The organism is Intrasporangium sp. (genome assembly GCF_032907665.1).
Classification (GTDB): Bacteria; Actinomycetota; Actinomycetes; order Actinomycetales; family Dermatophilaceae; genus Intrasporangium.
The window spans coordinates 1-16,224 of sequence record NZ_JAJJPG010000062.1; the positions used below are offsets into that span (position 1 = coordinate 1).

15 protein-coding genes are annotated in these 16,224 nt (G+C 70.6%); 4 read left to right on the forward strand and 11 right to left on the reverse strand.

Annotation, left to right across the window (positions count from 1 at the left end; translation table 11 throughout):
* Positions 1-50 precede the first annotated feature (50 nt).
* Positions 51-1,007, forward strand: a complete 957-nt coding sequence (locus tag LOY02_RS10690; protein WP_317182341.1) for a bile acid:sodium symporter family protein — start codon at positions 51-53, stop codon at positions 1,005-1,007.
* A 219-nt stretch (positions 1,008-1,226) separates the two neighbouring features.
* Here the strand turns inward: LOY02_RS10690 and era are convergent, their stop codons facing one another.
* From era to LOY02_RS10720, 6 genes are read right to left on the reverse strand one after another with little or no spacing between them, the layout of a single operon-like run.
* Positions 1,227-2,234: a GTPase Era gene (era, locus tag LOY02_RS10695; RefSeq protein WP_317182342.1), complete on the reverse strand. Its 1,008-nt coding sequence runs from the start codon at positions 2,232-2,234 to the stop codon at positions 1,227-1,229.
* Positions 2,224-3,537 (reverse strand): hemolysin family protein, encoded by a 1,314-nt coding sequence (locus LOY02_RS10700; RefSeq protein ID WP_317182343.1) that lies wholly within the window; start codon positions 3,535-3,537, stop codon positions 2,224-2,226. Before LOY02_RS10700 ends, era begins: the two co-directional genes overlap by 11 nt.
* 12 nt (positions 3,538-3,549) lie before the next feature.
* The gene (gene ybeY, locus LOY02_RS10705) at positions 3,550-4,017 is read right to left on the reverse strand and encodes an rRNA maturation RNase YbeY (RefSeq protein WP_317182344.1); all 468 of its coding nucleotides are present in this window, start codon (positions 4,015-4,017) and stop codon (positions 3,550-3,552) included.
* Positions 4,014-5,162 carry a PhoH family protein gene (locus LOY02_RS10710; protein ID WP_317182345.1) on the reverse strand — a complete coding sequence of 383 codons (1,149 nt, stop codon included), beginning with the start codon at positions 5,160-5,162 and terminating at the stop codon, positions 4,014-4,016. The genes ybeY and LOY02_RS10710 overlap by 4 nt, the downstream gene beginning before the upstream one ends.
* A 13-nt stretch (positions 5,163-5,175) precedes the next feature.
* Positions 5,176-6,717, reverse strand: a complete 1,542-nt coding sequence (locus tag LOY02_RS10715; RefSeq protein ID WP_317182346.1) for a S10 family serine carboxypeptidase-like protein — start codon at positions 6,715-6,717, stop codon at positions 5,176-5,178.
* A gap of 11 nt (positions 6,718-6,728) precedes the next feature.
* Positions 6,729-7,082, reverse strand: coding sequence for a histidine triad nucleotide-binding protein (locus tag LOY02_RS10720; RefSeq protein ID WP_317182347.1), 354 nt, complete (start codon positions 7,080-7,082; stop codon positions 6,729-6,731).
* Positions 7,083-7,120: 38 nt separating this feature from the next.
* Between LOY02_RS10720 and LOY02_RS10725 the strand changes: the two genes are divergently transcribed.
* On the forward strand, positions 7,121-7,804 hold the full coding sequence (locus LOY02_RS10725; protein WP_317182348.1) for a SigE family RNA polymerase sigma factor: 684 nt from the start codon (positions 7,121-7,123) through the stop codon (positions 7,802-7,804).
* Positions 7,801-8,964 (forward strand): Gmad2 immunoglobulin-like domain-containing protein, encoded by a 1,164-nt coding sequence (locus LOY02_RS10730; protein ID WP_317182349.1) that lies wholly within the window; start codon positions 7,801-7,803, stop codon positions 8,962-8,964. Before LOY02_RS10725 ends, LOY02_RS10730 begins: the two co-directional genes overlap by 4 nt.
* A gap of 206 nt (positions 8,965-9,170) precedes the next feature.
* Here the strand turns inward: LOY02_RS10730 and LOY02_RS10735 are convergent, their stop codons facing one another.
* From LOY02_RS10735 to hrcA, 3 genes are all read right to left on the reverse strand, one after another.
* On the reverse strand, positions 9,171-9,914 hold the full coding sequence (locus LOY02_RS10735) for a 16S rRNA (uracil(1498)-N(3))-methyltransferase (protein ID WP_317182350.1): 744 nt from the start codon (positions 9,912-9,914) through the stop codon (positions 9,171-9,173).
* A gap of 8 nt (positions 9,915-9,922) precedes the next feature.
* Positions 9,923-11,050 (reverse strand): molecular chaperone DnaJ, encoded by a 1,128-nt coding sequence (gene dnaJ / locus LOY02_RS10740; RefSeq protein WP_317182351.1) that lies wholly within the window; start codon positions 11,048-11,050, stop codon positions 9,923-9,925.
* A gap of 130 nt (positions 11,051-11,180) precedes the next feature.
* Entirely contained in the window at positions 11,181-12,224 is a 1,044-nt protein-coding gene (hrcA, locus tag LOY02_RS10745; protein ID WP_317182352.1) for a heat-inducible transcriptional repressor HrcA, read from the reverse strand.
* A 227-nt stretch (positions 12,225-12,451) separates the two neighbouring features.
* On the opposite strand from hrcA, the gene LOY02_RS10750 reads away from it, so the two are divergent.
* Entirely contained in the window at positions 12,452-13,369 is a 918-nt protein-coding gene (locus tag LOY02_RS10750) for a DUF3097 domain-containing protein (protein WP_317182353.1), read from the forward strand.
* 28 nt (positions 13,370-13,397) lie between these two features.
* On the opposite strand, the gene LOY02_RS10755 is transcribed toward LOY02_RS10750, so the two are convergent.
* Both LOY02_RS10755 and hemW read right to left on the reverse strand, forming a co-directional pair.
* Complete coding sequence (locus LOY02_RS10755; protein WP_317182354.1) at positions 13,398-14,834, reverse strand: aldehyde dehydrogenase family protein; 1,437 nt, start codon at positions 14,832-14,834, stop codon at positions 13,398-13,400.
* Between the two features lie 99 nt (positions 14,835-14,933).
* The gene (hemW, locus tag LOY02_RS10760; protein WP_317182355.1) at positions 14,934-16,178 is read right to left on the reverse strand and encodes a radical SAM family heme chaperone HemW; all 1,245 of its coding nucleotides are present in this window, start codon (positions 16,176-16,178) and stop codon (positions 14,934-14,936) included.
* Positions 16,179-16,224: the final 46 nt, after the last annotated feature.

The following is a 16,224-nucleotide window of genomic DNA, read 5'->3' on the forward strand; positions in this document are numbered from 1 at the left end:
GTCACGGGCGGGGACACCGACGGGGACACTCGCGCCACGGGGGGTCGCCCGTGAGCGCCGCCGCGATGGTGGCGACGGACGGCGTCGACTCCATCCGCATCGCCTTCAACGAGGGGTCGATGACGGTCCTGCGCATCGCCATCGCCTCGATTCTCTTCGGGATCGCCCTGGACACCCGCGTCGAGGACTTCCGGCAGGCGGCCAGACGACCTGGAGTCATCGCCGTCGGCGTCGCAGCACAGTTCCTCCTCCTGCCCGCCCTCACCTTCGCCCTCACCCTCGCTCTCAATGTCCGTGGCTCGGTGGCCCTCGGGATGATCCTCGTCGCCTGCTGCCCGCCGGGGAACGTGTCGAACATCGTCACGCACCAGGCCCGCGGTGACGTGGCCCTGTCCGTGTCGATGACCGCCGTCGGCAACCTGCTCGCCATCGTCCTCATGCCGCTCAACTTCGCCCTGTGGGGAAACCTGCACCCCACGGGCGGGCCGATGATGCGAGCGATCTCCCTCGATCCCGTCGACATGCTCATCGAGGTGGGGCTCGTCATCGGGCTGCCGTTCCTCGTGGGCGTCGCCCTGGCCCACCGTTTCCCCCGCGTGTCCGCCAGGGCCTCGAAGGTCATCGGTCCCGCGGCATTCCTCCTGCTCGGAGCGCTCATCGCTGTCGCCCTCGCGAACAACTTCGCGCTGTTCCTCGGCTACATCGGCATCGTCGTCCTCGCGGTCTTCCTCCATGACGCCCTGGCCCTCGGTCTCGGCTACGGCATCGCGAGGGCCGCGCGGCTCCCCGGCCGCAGCGTGCGGGCGATGACCTTCGAGGTCGGTGTCCGCAATGCGGGGCTCGGCCTGCTGCTCGTCTTCAGCTATTTCGGTGGGCTGGGCGGCATGGCGCTCGTGGCGGCCTGGTGGGGCATCTGGGACATCATCGCCGCTCTCGCCCTCGCACGCTGGTGGCGTCGCACCCCGCCGGCGGAGGTCCCGCAGGCCGCTGCGGCGACACGAGCCTGACCGGACCTCGTCCGCAGCTTCGAGCGCGCAGGTTCGTGCCCTCCGGGCCGAGCCGACGGACGACCACGACCTCACGACGCCGGCGCTGTTTGACCACGGCCTCCTCGCTCTGGCCCCTCTCGTGGTCGTCCGTGTGACCGCCCTCCGGCCGCACCGCAGTCGCCATACCGCGCCAGACCCCGAGGAGCCCGCCCAGCGGCATACGACATCGAGCCTGTCTCAGAAGCCCAGCCGCTGGAGCTGTCTCGGGTCCCGCTGCCAGTCCTTGGCGACCTTGACGTGCAGGTCCAGATAGACCTTCTGGCCGAGCAACGCCTCGATGGCCTTGCGGGCCGTGGTGCCGACCTCTCGAAGCCGCGAGCCGCCGCGGCCGATGACGATGGCCTTCTGGCTCGGCCGCTCGACGAAGACGTTGACCCGGACGTCGAGCAGCGGATTGTCCTCGGAACGGCCCTCGCGGGGCACCATCTCCTCGACGACGACGGCAAGCGAGTGCGGCAGCTCGTCGCGCACCCCTTCGAGGGCGGCTTCGCGGACCAGCTCGGCGATCATCACCGCTTCCGGCTCGTCGGTGAGGACGCCGTCGGGATAGAGCTGCGGCGACTCGGGCAGGTAGGACGCCAGGAGGTCACGCACCTCCTCGACCTGCTCCCCCGACACGGCGGAGCAGGGAATGATCGCGTCCCAGTCGCCGAGCCGGTCGATGGCGATGAGGTGCTCTGCCAGTCGCTCCCGGTCGACCGCGTCGGCCTTCGTCGCGATGGCGACGACGGGGCGGCGTCGCACCGATCGCAGGTCCTTGAGCTCGTGGGCGATGAAGGTGTCACCCGGCCCGATCCGCTGGTCCGCGGGCAGGCAGAAGCCGATGACGTCGACCTCGAGCAGGGTCTGCCGGACGAGGTCGTTGAGTCGCTCCCCGAGGAGGGTGCGCGGCTTGTGCAGGCCCGGGGTGTCCACGAGGATCAGCTGAGCCCGAGGTGTCGTCGCCACTCCGCGGATCGTGTGGCGGGTCGTCTGGGGCTTCGAGCTCGTGATCGCGACCTTCTGCCCGACGAGGGCGTTCGTCAGCGTCGACTTGCCGGCGTTGGGTCGCCCGATGAGGCAGGCGAACCCGGCCCGGTAGCCGTCACTGCCGTCCTTGCCGTCACTGCGATCCCTGCTGGTCGACCCCTGCAGGTCCTCGGCTCCGTCGGTGTGACCGGTCCGGTCAGGGTGGTCAGTGCCCATGGGCGTCCTCCGTCTCGCGTGCGACCGCCCCGGGTCCCTCGGACTCCACGGAGTCGGCGCGGTGGACGATGACCGACGCCACTCGGTGGCGCCGGCCGGCCATCCGCTCCGCGGTCAGGGTCAGGCCGGCGACGGTGCCGGACGAGCCGGCGATGGGCACCCTGCCGATCACCTTGGTGAGCAGGCCCCCGACGGTGTCGACGTCCTCCTCGTCGATCGTCACGTCGAAGAGCTCAGCGAGGTCGTCGATGTCCATCGACGCCGGCACCCGCAGCCTCCCGTCCCCGAGCTCCTCCATGCCCGGGGCCTCCCGGTCGTGCTCGTCCGCGATCTCGCCGACGATCTCCTCGATGATGTCCTCGATGGTGATCAGGCCCGCGGTGCCGCCGTACTCGTCGACGACGATGGCGAAGTGGGTCTGGTCGCGCTGCATCTCGCGCAGGAGGTCGTCGACTGGCTTGCTCTCGGGGATGAAGTGCATCGGACGCATCACCTCGGTGACCGGCTGCCTCGCGTCGTCGGGTGCGGCGTTGAGCCGGCGGGCGACGTCCTTGAAGTAGAGCAGGCCGAGGATGTCGTCGGTGTCCTCGCCGACGACGGGGATCCGGGAGAAGCCGGATCGCAGGAAGAGCGACATCGCGCTGCGGAGCGGCTTGTGGTGCTCGATGACGACCATGTCGGTGCGCGGCACCATCACGGCGCGGGCCACCGTGTCGCCGAGCTCGAAGACGGAGTGGATCATCTCGCGCTCGTCGGCCTCGATGACCTCGGACTCCCCCGCCATGTCGACGAGGTCGCGCAGCTCCGACTCGGTCTGGAAGGGGCCATCGCGGTAGCCCTTGCCCGGAGTCACCGCGTTGCCGAGCATCACGAGGAGCCGGGCGAGCGGGCCGAGCACGCGGTGCAGACCGACGGCGAAGGGGGCGCTCCACAGGGCGACCGACTCGAAGTTCTGCCGTCCGAGGGTTCGCGGGGAGACCCCGACGACGACGAAGGAGAGGACCGCCATGATCGCGATGGACAGGAGCAGGGCCTGCACGGTCGAGTCCACGGTCTTGGCGACGGTCAGCGTGATGAGGACGGCCGTCGTCGCCTCCGCGACGACGCGCAGGAAGGCGATGACCGAGATGTAGGGCGGCGACTCGGCGACCACGACGAGCAGCGACTTCGCGCCCGAGCGGCCCTCGTCGAAGAGCTCCTGTGCCCGGACGCGCGACATCCGGAAGATGGCCGCCTCGGCCGCCGAGAGGAGGAAGGCGATGACGACGCTGACGACGGCTGGGACGACCAGTTGCGGGAACACCGGGACCTGGCCTCAGTCGACCGGTCTGTTGCGGGTCGCGAGGAAGGTGAGCAGCAGCTGCCGCTGGAGCTCGAACATCTCGCGCTCCTCCTCGGGCTCGGCGTGGTCGAAGCCGAGCAGGTGCAGGATCCCGTGCGTCGTCAGCAGGAGCATCTCCTCCATCGGCGCATGGCCTGCCTCGGCGGCCTGGCGAGCCGCGACGGACGGGCAGATGACGACGTCGCCCAGCGTGCCCTCCTCCGGCTCCTGCCCCTCCTTGCCGGGACGCAGCTCGTCCATGGGGAAGCTCATGACGTCGGTGGGTCCCGGAAGGTCCATCCACTGGACGTGGAGCACCTCCATGGCCGGCTCGTCGACGAGCTTGATGCAGAGGTCCGCCTGCGGGTGGACGCGCATCTGCTCCATGACGTACCTGGCGCAGGCGAGCAGCTCGAGCTCGTCGACCGACTCGTCGGTCTCGTTGAGCACGTCGATGCTCATGCCCGGTCCTCGTGCGCTGACGCAGGCTCCGCCGCAGACCCGGACGAGGAGGTCGTATGCCGCTGGGCTCGCTTGCGCGCACCGGTGGCCTGGGTGCCGGCCTCCTTGCGGGTGCGTGACTCACGGCGGCGCGCACGCACCTCGTCGCGCTCGTAGGCGTCGACGATGGCGCTGACGAGCCGGTGCCGGACGACGTCGTTGGAGGTCAGCTCCGCGAAGTGGATGTCGTCGATGTCGCCGAGGATGTCACGCACGACCCGCAGTCCCGACCTCGTCCCGCCGGGCAGGTCCACCTGGGTGATGTCGCCCGTGACGACCATCTTCGAGCCGAAGCCCAGCCGCGTCAGGAACATCTTCATCTGCTCCATCGAGGTGTTCTGGGCCTCGTCGAGGATGATGAACGCCGAGTTGAGGGTCCGGCCACGCATGTAGGCCAGCGGGGCGACCTCGATGGTCCCGGAGGCCATGAGCTTGGGGATCGTCTCCGGCGCGAGCATGTCGTGCAACGCGTCGTAGAGCGGCCGCAGGTACGGGTCGATCTTCTCGTTCAACGTGCCGGGCAGGAAGCCGAGCCGCTCGCCGGCCTCGACCGCCGGCCTGGTGAGGATGATCCGGTCCACCTGCTTGGCCTGCAGGGCCGCGACCGCCTTGGCCATGGCCAGGTAGGTCTTGCCGGTGCCGGCGGGGCCGATGCCGAAGACGATCGTGTGCTCGTCGATCGCGTCGACGTAGCGCTTCTGGTTCAACGTCTTGGGCCGGACCGTGCGTCCCCGGTGGCTGACGATGTTCATCGTCAGGACGTCGGCGGGCCGCTCCACCGTCTCGTCGCGCAGCATCGAGATCGAGCGCTCGACCGAGTCGCGGTTGAGCGGTTGCCCGGCCTCGACGATCACGAGGAGCTCGTCGAGCAGGCCGTCGATGATCTCGAGCTCGCCTGCCGGTCCGCTGAAGCTCATCTCGTTGCCCCGAACGTGGGTGTCGACGAGAGGGAACTGGCGCTCCATCGTGCGCAGGAGCTCGTCGCGGGGGCCGAGCAGGGAGACCATCTCGATCGGTGGCGGGATCTCCCGCGTCAGCCGGTGGGCGTCGCGGGGCTCAGCCGTGAGGGTCAGGTCGGTATCGAACGGATCATCGGCATCAGTCATCGTGGGTCCGAGTCTACGTGGGACGGCCCGACGACCTCACCACGAAATCGGCGAGGTCCCTGCTCTGCTGCACGCGCGAGGGCTCGTGGACGTACATCATGTGTCCGGCCTCGTAGTACGCGTGCTCGATGTTGTCCCGAAGGGACTCCGGCAGCCGGAGCTTGGCGACGACGTCCTCGGCCGCGAAGTGCGGGGTCGCGCCGTCGTAGTACCCGTAGGCGACGTGGACGCGCAGGTGCGGGTTCTGTCGCATCGCGCGCTCGAGCCGGTCCGAGACGTCCACGGGCCGCCCCTCGAAGTCCTTGAACGACCACGGCTGGACCCGTGAGGTGATCTGCTCGTAGTGGAGGTCGGAGGCGTAGTCGAGCTCCTCGCGGACGTAGTGGTTCCAGGCAGCCGCATACGGGCCCATGATCGCGTCGTAGGACGGGTCGGCGTCCATCCCCTCGGCGATGGCGCTCGCGGCCGGCCCGGTGAACCTCGCGTCGAGCCGCCCCACCGACAGGCGCTGGTCGCGCAGCAGCTCGGTGAAGTAGCGCCAGTGCTCGATCCGGAGGTCGCACCGATCGACGTAGTCCTCGGACAGGCCGGACAGTCGGGCGACCGTGGAAACGGCCTCGGCCCGCTCGTCGCGACTCAGCCGGGCACCCCGGGACAGGACCCACGGGAGGTCGCGAGCGGCATACGCCTCGGCCTCCGTCAGGACCGAGCGCAGCGACCGCCGACCGTGCTTGCCGTGGTAGTGCGCGATGGCGGCATACGTCGGCAGGTAGAGCGCGTGGGCGCGGTCATTGCGCTGCTTCTCGAAGTCGATCGACGACAGGTCAAGGACGCTGCTGATGAGGATGAGCCCGTTGAGGTACATCCCGTAGCGCTCCTGCAGGTGAGCAGTGAGGGACGCGCCGCGGAGCGTGCCGTAGGACTCGCCGGCCATGAACTTCGGGGACATCCACCGCTTGTTGCGCGAGGTCCAGAGCCGGATGAGCTCGCCGACGTGCTCGATGTCGCGTTGGTAGCCGTGGTAGTCACCCGGCTTGCCGCCCTCGACGGCCCGGGACCAACCCGTCGACATCGGGTCGATGAAGACGAGGTCGGCCACGGTGAGCAGGGACTCCGTGTTGTCGACGAGCCCGTAGGGCGGCGGCTCGAGGGCGCCCACGTCGCCCATGACGACCCGGCGCGGGCCCAGGAGCCCGAGGTGGAGCCAGACACTCGAGCTGCCCGGGCCGCCGTTGAACGCGAAGACGACGGGACGCGTCCGCGGGTCCGCTCCGTCCAGCGTGTAGCTCGTCATCGAGATCTCGGCGCGGGCCTTGTGGCCCTTGAAGGTGCCGTCCTTGTGCTCCTCCTCGCGCAGCACGACGCGGCCGGCCGTGGCGGTGTATCGCAGTCTGCGGCGACCGACGCGGAGCACGTGGTGCGTGGTCACCAGGTCGTCCTGGGGTTCCTGGGCGGCGACCTCGGCGTCCTTCCCCTGCTCGTCCGTGCCCTTGGCCCGTTCGTTCGTCGGCTTCGCCTCGTCCTTGGCGTCCGGCGTCGTCGTCTCGTCAGCCATCCCGGGGCCTCTCAGCGTTCCGTGAAGGTCGTGCCGCCGAGCACGTGGCCGTGCGCGTGGAAGATCGTCTGCCCGGCATCTGCCCCGGTGTTGAAGAGCAGTCGGTGGTGCTCGGCGACTCCTTCCTGCTGCACCACCTCGGCGACGAGGGCGAAGAGTGCCGACAGGTCCTCCGGCGACGCGGCCGCGAGCGCCGCGATGTTGGGCTCGTGCCGTTTCGGCACGACGAGGACGTGGACGGGCGCGGCCGGGTTGATGTCCCGGAACGCGACGGCGCGCTCGTTCTCGGCCACGAGGTCCGAGGGGATCTCGCCGGCGATGATCTTGCAGAAGAGGCAGTCGTCGGCCTGGGGAGTGGCGTTCATGGAGGCAACCCTAGGGATGTCAACCGAACCATGCATCCATGCGTCTCCTCATCGTGAGAACGTGGGGCATGGCGACGACTGGTCATGACACGTCGGGTCAGCCGGTGCCCGGCCGCGACCCCTCGTCGGTGCAGAGCGACCCCGCGGCTGGCCTGCCAGGCGATCTCCCCGGCGACCCGGACCGGGCGATCACCGAGCTCTATGCGGCGCACTGGCACCGGCTCGTCCGGCTCGCCTGGCTGCTGCTGCACGACCAGCTCGCCGCCGAGGACGCCGTGCAGGACGCCTTCGTCGCGACGCACCGCAACTGGGCGTCGATCCGTGAGACGGGGCGCGCCGTAGGCTACCTCCAGACCGCAGTCGTCAACGCCTGCCGCTCCGTGCAGCGGCACAACGTCGTCGTTGAACGCCAGCGCGCCCGCGACGCCGGAGCAGCCGACCTGCCGGGACGAGGCAGTCTGGACAGCGCCGAGACGCAGGTCCTCCACGCGGCTGATCGGACCGCGATGATCAGTGCGCTCCGTGCCCTCCCCCCGCGTCAACGAGAGGTCCTCGTCCTGCGCTACTACGCCGACCTGTCCGAGGCACAGATCGCCGACGCGCTCGGCATCGCTCCGGGGTCGGTCAAGGCCCACGCACACCGGGGCCTGAGCGCACTTCGGCTGACGATGCCCCCTTCCGACCCACGGCAGAACCCCGACCCAGAGGTGGAGCAGTCATGAACCCCGACGAGAGCGGTCGACGGACCGACCCCGGTGACGAGACCGTGGTCATCGGCTCGGACCTGCGCGACGTCGAGGCTGGCCTGCGCTCAGCCCTGGCCGACGACGCCGGCTCCATCCAACCCGGCGACCGGCTCGGCGCGATCCTCGCCGACGCGCATGGCGCGCGGTCTGGCGGGGCACGGCACCCGTCCTCACCGCAGCGGTGGCCGATCCTCGCCGCTGCTGCCGCGGTCGCCCTCGTGGCCGCTGCCACCCTGTGGCTCGCCGGTCGGGGGGATGCCCCGACTCCGGTCCCTGCAGGCACGACCACGGCCACCCAAGGCGTCACGACGACGGCGCCGCCCTCGACGACACCGCAGAGCCCAGCTGCCACGCCCCCACCGAGCGGCCCACCGGCCACCACTGGAGCGCCGCAGCCACCCGGATCCCTCGACGGGGTGCCGGTCTACTGGGTCGGCGAGACCGGTGGTGCCCCACGGCTCTTCCGCGAGTTCCGCAGCGTGCCCGACACGGGTGGGCTGATCGACTCAGCCGTCACCGCCATGACGGCGATGCAGCCCCTCGACCCCGACTACCTCACGCCGTGGCGAGCGGCCTCGCGTGTCGATGTGACCCGTCGAGGAGACGCGCTCACCGTGGACCTGTCGGCCGATGCCCTGTCCGGGATGGATGTGGGCAGCGAGCTCGCGGAGCGGGCCGTCCAGCAGCTCGTCTACACGGCAACCGCCGCAGCTCAGGTGGCCGGCACGCCCGTGCGGACCGTGACGATCCTCGTCGACGGTGAACCTGCCGACGCGTGGGGGGCGGTCCGCCTCGGCGAGCCGACCACCCGGGCACCCCAGACCGAGGTCCAGTCCCACATCTGGGTCCTCGTCCCGACGGAGGGGCAGCAGCTCGCGCCCGGCGAGGTGAGGTTCGCCGGATACGGCACGTCCTTCGAGGCGAACTTCCTCTGGGAGATCACGACGCCCGACGGCACGTCCGTGGCCAGAGGAAACGCGATGGCAGGGACGGGCACGGGCGGCTTCGGGGAGTTCGAGTTCCAGCGCGCGCTCCCGGCGGGCGACTACGTCATCACGATGTCGACCGATGACCCCTCTGGCGGGGCGGAGGGCGGCGGGGCCCACGTCGACACCAAGACCTTCACCGTCGGCTGACCCTGCCAAGGCCCAACGCTGCTCGAGTGGCCCCACGATCCACGTCTGGAGCGTGCATATCGGGCCACTCGACCTGGCCGCAGCTCGAGTGGCCCCACCGTCCACACCTGGAGTCTGCGCATCGGGGCCACTCGACCTGGCCACCCCTCGAGTGGCCCCACCATCCACACCCGACCTGTGCACCGCCGCGCCACTCGAGGTGGTGCTCAGCGCCAGCGGGACCCGGCGTTGAGCACCGCGAGCGCGGCAGGCCCGGCCGAGGACGACCGCAGGATCGTCGAGCCGAGTCGCACGGGCCGGCCTCCCGCTGCCGCGAGCGCGTCGAGTTCGCGCGCCGAGATCCCGCCCTCGGGGCCCACGACGACCAGCACATCGCCCGAGTCGGGCAGCTCGACTGCGGCGAGCGGCTCCGTGGCGTCCTCGTGCAGCACGAGCGCGAGCGCGCAGCGTCCCACCCGATCAGCCAGTGAGTGGAGGTCCACGGGGGGCGAGGTGATCGGCACCCGGGACCGACGGGACTGCTTCGTCGCCCGCGTGACGACGGCCGCCCACTTGGCCAGGGACTTCGCGGCCCGGTCGCCTCGCCACACGACGATGGACCGCTCGGCCGCCCACGGCACGACCTCGTCGACGCCGAGCTCGGTGGCCGCCTCGATGGCCTGCTCGTCGCGGTCGCCCTTGGCCAGGGCCTGGACGAGGACGAACCGCAGGCCCGGCTCCGGCTCGTCGACGACCTCGAGCACCCGACCTCGCACCGTCGTCCTGTCGACGTGCTCCGCCTCGGCGAGGACACGACGACCGAGGCCGTCCGACACGAAGTACCGTTCGCCGGGCCGAACGCGGACGACGCTGGCGGCGTGCCGCCCCTCGTCCCCGTCGAGGACGACGAGCGCGCCGGGCGCGGCCGCGACGAGCTCGGCCGGGTCGCCGAGGAAGAGCTGGTGGGTCACCGGGACCCTCACTTCTCCTTGAAGGCGTCCCGGATCTTGCCGAAGAGCCCCTTGTTCGGCGTCAGGCGGCCCTCGGGTCGCTCCTCGCCACGCAGCGCCGCGAACTGCCGGAGCAGGTCCTCCTGCTCCTCGCTGAGCCGCGTCGGCGTCACCACGGTCGTGTGGACGAGCAGGTCCCCGCGTCCGCCGTGGCGCAGGTGGGTGACGCCGAGCCCGCGAAGCGTGATGACGTCGCCGCTCTGGGTGCCGGGCTTGATCTCGAGGTCCTGCATCCCGTCGAAGGTCGACAGCTTGAGCGTCGTGCCGAGGGCCGCAGCGGCCATGGGCAGCTCGATCGTGCAGTGGAGGTCGTCGCCCCGGCGCGTGTAGGTGTCGTGGTTCACGACGCGGATCTCGACGTAGAGGTCGCCCTGGGGGCCGTTGCCGGGACCGACCTCGCCCTCGCCCGTGAGCTGGATGCGGGTGCCCGTGTCGACACCGGCCGGCACCTTGAGCTTGATGGTGCGCCGGGTGCGGACGCGTCCGTCGCCGGAGCAGTCGTGGCAGGGGTCGGTGAGGGTCGAGCCGTAGCCTTGGCAGTTGACGCAGGGGCGTGAGGTCATGACCTGACCGAGGAAGCTCCGCTGGATCTGCTGCACCTCGCCGCGCCCCTGGCAGATCGGGCAGGTCTGGCGCCCCGTGCCGGGCTCGGCCCCGTCGCCGCCGCACCTCGAGCAGCCGATCGCCGTGTCGAGGGTCAGCTCCTCCTCGGAGCCGAAGACCGCTTTCGCGAGGTCGATGTCGAGCCGGACGAGGGCGTCCTGGCCGCGTTGCACGCGCGGGCGAGGTCCTCGCGTGCCCGCCGTCGCACCGGCGCCGAAGAACGCGTCCATGACGTCGCTGAAGGAGAAGCCGGGACCCGCACCGAAGCCCGAGCCGCCTGTCGCGAAGGGATCGGCGCCGAGGTCGAACGACCGCCGCTTGTGCGGGTCGGAGAGCACCTCGTATGCCTGCGAGACACGCTTGAACTCCTCCTCGGCCTCCGGGCCGGGGTTGACATCAGGGTGCAGCTTGCGGGCGAGTCGACGGTAGGCCTTCTTGATCTCCTCCTGACTTGCGTCACGGGAGACACCGAGGACGGCGTAGTAGTCGTTCAAGCGGGTGGTTCCTGTCATCTTCGTCTGGCGTCCGGGTCGTCGTGGTGCGGTGGTCGATCAGTGGTCACGTCGGTGGTCGGTGGGGCGATGCGGCGGGGTCGAGGCGCCGGTCACCCCGTGCAACGAGTCGTCATCCGTTCTGGTTCTCGTCGAGGATCTGGGACACGTAGCGGGCGACGGCCCTGACGGACGCCATGGTCGTCGGGTAGTCCATCCGGGTGGGGCCGAGCACGCCGAGGCTGGCGACCCGCTCCAGTCCTGAGCCGTAGCCCATGGAGACGAGCGAGGTCGTCTGGAGGCCGGTCACGGGGTTCTCCGAGCCGATCCGGACGGAGACGGCGTCGGGGTCGTCACCGAGCTGTCCCAGCAGGCGGAGCAGGACGACGTGCTCCTCGAGGGCCTCGAGGATCGGCGCGATGGATGTCGCGAAGTCCCCGCCGGAGCGGGCGAGGTTGGCCTGGCCGGCGAGCACGACCCGCTCCTCGCGTTCCTCGACGAGCGCGTCGGACAGGGCCGAGACGATGGCCTCGACGATCGGCTGCTCGTCGGCGGACGCGTCCTCGACGAGGCGTCGCAGCTGGGTCGTGGCGACGGTGAACGGCACTCCTGCGGCGAGGTCGTTGAGCGAGGACCGCAGCCGCGCGACGAGCTGCTCGCCCTCGGTCCCGGTGGGCAGGTTGCGGGCCTCGACGACCCGCTGCTCGACCCGGCCGGTGTTGACGATGAGGATGACCATCAGGTGGGCGGCGCCGACCGGGACGAGCTCGATGTGGCGGACCGTGGACCGCGTCAGCGACGGGTACTGCATGACGGCGACCTGCCGGGTCAGCCCGGCGAGCAGCCGCACCGTGCGGTCGACGACGTCGTCGAGGTCGACGGCGCCCTCGAGGAACTGGCTGATCGCGCGCCGCTCCCCCGCGCTCAGCGGTTTGAGCTGGCTCAGGCGGTCGACGAAGACCCGGTAGCCGGCGTCGGTCGGCACCCGGCCGGCGGACGTGTGCGGGGCGTGGATCAGCCCCTCCTCCTCGAGCTGCGCCATGTCGTTGCGCACGGTGGCGGCGCTCACCCCGAGGTGGTGCCGGTCGACGAGGGCCTTGCTCCCCACGGGCTCGGAGGTCTGGACGTAGTCCTGCACGATCGCGCGCAGGACCATGAGCTTGCGCTCCTCGCTCATCCCTCACCTCCCTCTGGCACTCTCATCAATCGAGTGCCAAGTCTACGTCGTCGCCCACCCCCTCCGCGAACGCCGCCGCTCGCGACGTGCGGGTCAGCGGAACAGCAGAACCACTGGGCCGTATGCCGCCGAGCCGGCTCCCAGCGCACGTTCCGGTGTCCGCCCGCCCCCCTGGCCGACAGGTCCGTGAGACATCTCCCACCGGGCACCTGCGTGGCGGTCCGGCCATGAGCCGGCCCACCGGCATACCCTCGACAATCGTGTCGCACCACGATCGCTACGGCCCTGACGTCCTCTCCGGCGACTGGCGCGCGCCCCGGCGCGGCCGGTCCGTCGACGTGCCGGCCGAGCCGGGACTCGTCGTCGAGGACGTCGAGACCGGCTGGGTGGGCGCGGTGGTCCGGGTGGAGAAGGCGGGCGGCATGCACGTCGCGCACCTCGAGGACCGCCGCGGCCAGGTCAAGGCGTTCCCGCTCGGCCCGGGGTTCCTCGTCGACGGCAGACCGGTGTCCCTCACCAAGCCCGTTGCCGCCGCGTCGGCCGCGCTCGAGGAGGCCCGGAAGGTGAGCGCCCGCACCGCGAGCGGGTCCGTCGCCGTCCACAGCGCCCCGGCGCGGGTCGCGAGCGGGTCACGGATCTATGTCGAGGGCCGGCACGACGCCGAGCTCGTGGAGAAGGTGTGGGGCGACGACCTACGCATCGAGGGTGTCGTCGTCGAGATGATGGACGGCGTCGACGACCTCGCGGGCATCATCGCCGACTTCCAGCCCGGGCCGGGCCGACGGCTCGGCGTCCTCGTCGACCACCTCGTCCCCGGCACGAAGGAGGCGCGCATCGTCGACGAGGCCCGGGCCCTGCCCGGGCTCACCCCGCACGTGCGGATCCTCGGGCACCCCTACGTCGACGTCTGGCAGTCGGTCCGACCCGCACGCCTCGGGTGGGAGCGTTGGCCCGTCATCCCACGCGGGACGTCGTGGAAGCACGGCATCTGCGAGGCGCTCGGGTGGCCGCACGAGACCCAGGCCGACATCGCGAGGGCGTGGAAACGCATTCTCGGGACCGTCCGGACCTACGCGGACCTCGAGCCTGCACTGCTGGCCAGCGTCGAGGAGCTCATCGACTTCGTCACCGAGCCCGCGGTCTGACCGATATCGGGGACATGAGCCTTCACCGTCAGCGACGTGAGGGCGCGACGATGCGCCGGATCAGGGTCTCCTTGATCGAGGTGAACGGCGGGTAGAGGGTGGCCAGCAGGTCCGGCTTCGTCGGCAGGTCGATGACGGCCTTGGCATGGCTGAAGACGGCAACCGACTCCTCACCGTGATACTTGCCCATGCCGCTCGCGCCGACCCCGCCGAAGGGCAGCGAGGGCGCCCCGAGGTGAATCATCGGGGCGTTGAAGTCCAGCGCCCCGGAGGACGTGTCACGGATGAAGCGCCGCTTCGTCTCCGCGCGGTTCGTGAACACGTACAACGCCAGCGGCTTGTCCCGGTCGTTGATGAACTCGATCGCCTCGTCGACACCGCTCACCTCGATGAGCGGCAGGATCGGGCCGAAGATCTCCTCCTGCATGGACAGGTGGTCACCGTCGACGCCGTCGAGCACGGTCGGCTCGATGTAGCGCGACTCGGCGTCCGTCGCCCCACCCCGGACCACGTGGGCCTCGGTGATCAGCCGTGAGACCCGCCCGAAGTGCCGCTCGTTGACGATCCGTCCGTACACGTCGGACTGTGCGGGGTCCTCCCCGTAGAACTCGCGAATCGCCTTGTCCAACAGCGGCTTGAGGTCCTCGAGCACGGGCCTGGTGGCGATGACGAAGTCCGGTGCCACGCACGTCTGCCCCGCGTTGGTGTACTTGCCCCACACGATGCGTCGGGCGGCTGTCTCGAGGTCGACGCCGTCGTCCACGAAGGTGGGGGACTTGCCGCCGAGCTCGAGGGTCACGGGGGTCAGGTGGCGGGCGGCGGCCTCGAGGATGATGCGACCCACGGCACCGTTGCCGGTGTAGAAGATGTGGTCCCAGTGCTCGGTGAGCAGCTCGGTGGTCTCCGGGACGCCGCCCTCGACGACGCGGACTGCCGCCTGGTCGACGTAGCGCGGCAGGATCCGGGCCAGGAGGGCCGACGTGGCCGGCGCCAGCTCGCTCGGCTTGAGGACGACGGCGTTCCCGGCCGCGAGCGCCCCCGCGACGGGGGCGAGTGCGAGCTGCACCGGATAGTTCCAGGGGCTGATGACGAGGACGACGCCGAGCGGCTCGCGCACGATCTTCGCGCGCGCCGGCCGAAGCCAGAGCGGAAGGGGAGCCGAGCGGGGCCTGATCCACGACTTCAGGCCGCCGAGGATGTGGGTGATCTCGTTGGACGTGTAGCCGAGCTCCGTGATCCACGACTCGGTCGCGTGCTTGCCGAGGTCCGTGTCGAGCGCCTCCACGAAGGCTGCCTCCTGCTCGGCCAGCATGCGGCGCAGACCTTCGAGCTGGGCCTTCCGCCACGCGAGCGGCTTCGTCACGCCGGTGCGGAAGACGCCCCGCAGGTCGTCCACGAGGGCGGCGGCGTCCAGCGTCGTCCCATCCTCGGCCCGGGCCGTCTCCAGCCGCATCGTCTCGGTCATGCTCACTCCTTGCCTCTGGGCGCCTTCCGGCGCGGTGCGCGTCCCAGCGCCTCATGCCATGACCACACCTGCTGCGCCCACCTGAGGGCGCGGAGTGCGTCACTGTGCGATCAGCCGATGGACCACCGTGTCAGCGAGCAGTCGACCGCGCCGCGTCAGCACCACCCGTCCGGCGTCCACTGCCGCAGCGCCGTCGACGAGCCCGTCGGCGATGAGGCCGGCAACGGCCTTACGTCCTGATCCTCGCAGGTCACCGACGGGAAGTCCCTCGATGATCCGTGTGCCGAGCAGCACAGTCTCGTCGTAGCGCTGCTCTGCTGTCAGCGTCTCGCGAGCCTGCGCCGGGGAGGCGCCGGAAGCGAGCCGAGCGGCATACGCTGCGGGATGCTTGACGTTCCACCAGCGCACGCCCCCGACGTGGCTGTGCGCCCCGGGACCGATCCCCCACCAGTTCGCACCCGACCAGTAGGCGAGGTTGTGCCGACACCGGGCCTGCTCGGAGCGGGCCCAGTTGCTCACCTCGTACCAGTCGAAGCCGGCCCTTGAGAGGACCTCGTCGGCGAGCTCGTACTTGTCTGCCTCGTCGTCGTCCTCCGGCATCGCGACCTGCCCGCGCCGGACCTGGGCCCACAGCTTCGTGCCCTCCTCGACGACCAGCGCGTAGGCGGAGATGTGGTCGGGCTCCAGCGCGACGGCCGCCTCCAGACTGCGACGCCAGTCGTCGAGCGACTCCCCCGGCGTCCCGTAGATGAGGTCCACGCTGACCTGGAGCCCGACAGCCCGGGCTGCCTCGACCGCACGCGCGACGTTGTCGGGGTCGTGGGTCCGCTCGAGCGTCGCGAGCACGTGCGGCACCGCGGACTGCATCCCGAGCGACACCCGGGTGTAGCCACCGGCGGCCAGCTCGGCGAGGGACTCCGGCGTCACGGAGTCGGGGTTGGCCTCCGTCGTGACCTCCGCATCGGGGGCGAGCCCAAAACGAGTCCGTATGCCGCTGAGTACCCTCACGAGGTCGCGTGACCGCAGCATCGTCGGAGTCCCGCCGCCCACGAAGACCGTGGAGACGGGTGGAGCGCCCTCCCCGAGGACGGTGCGGGCGAGCTCCAGCTCGGCGAGAGCCGCGTCGGCATAGTTCTCGATCCCGATGGACGGCACGGTCCCGCCCCTGGTCGCGAGCTCGGTCAGCGTGTACGTGTTGAAGTCGCAGTAGCCGCACCGGACCCGGCAGAACGGGACGTGCACGTAGATGCCGAGGCGCGTGGACGCGAGACCGGCGAGGGCCGAACCCGGGAGCTCACCCGAGACGGGTGCGGGCTCTCCGTCGGGAAGGGCACTGGGCGGCATACGGCCATTGTCTCAGTGCGCGCGGGTGCTCCCAGCGACCAGGGCG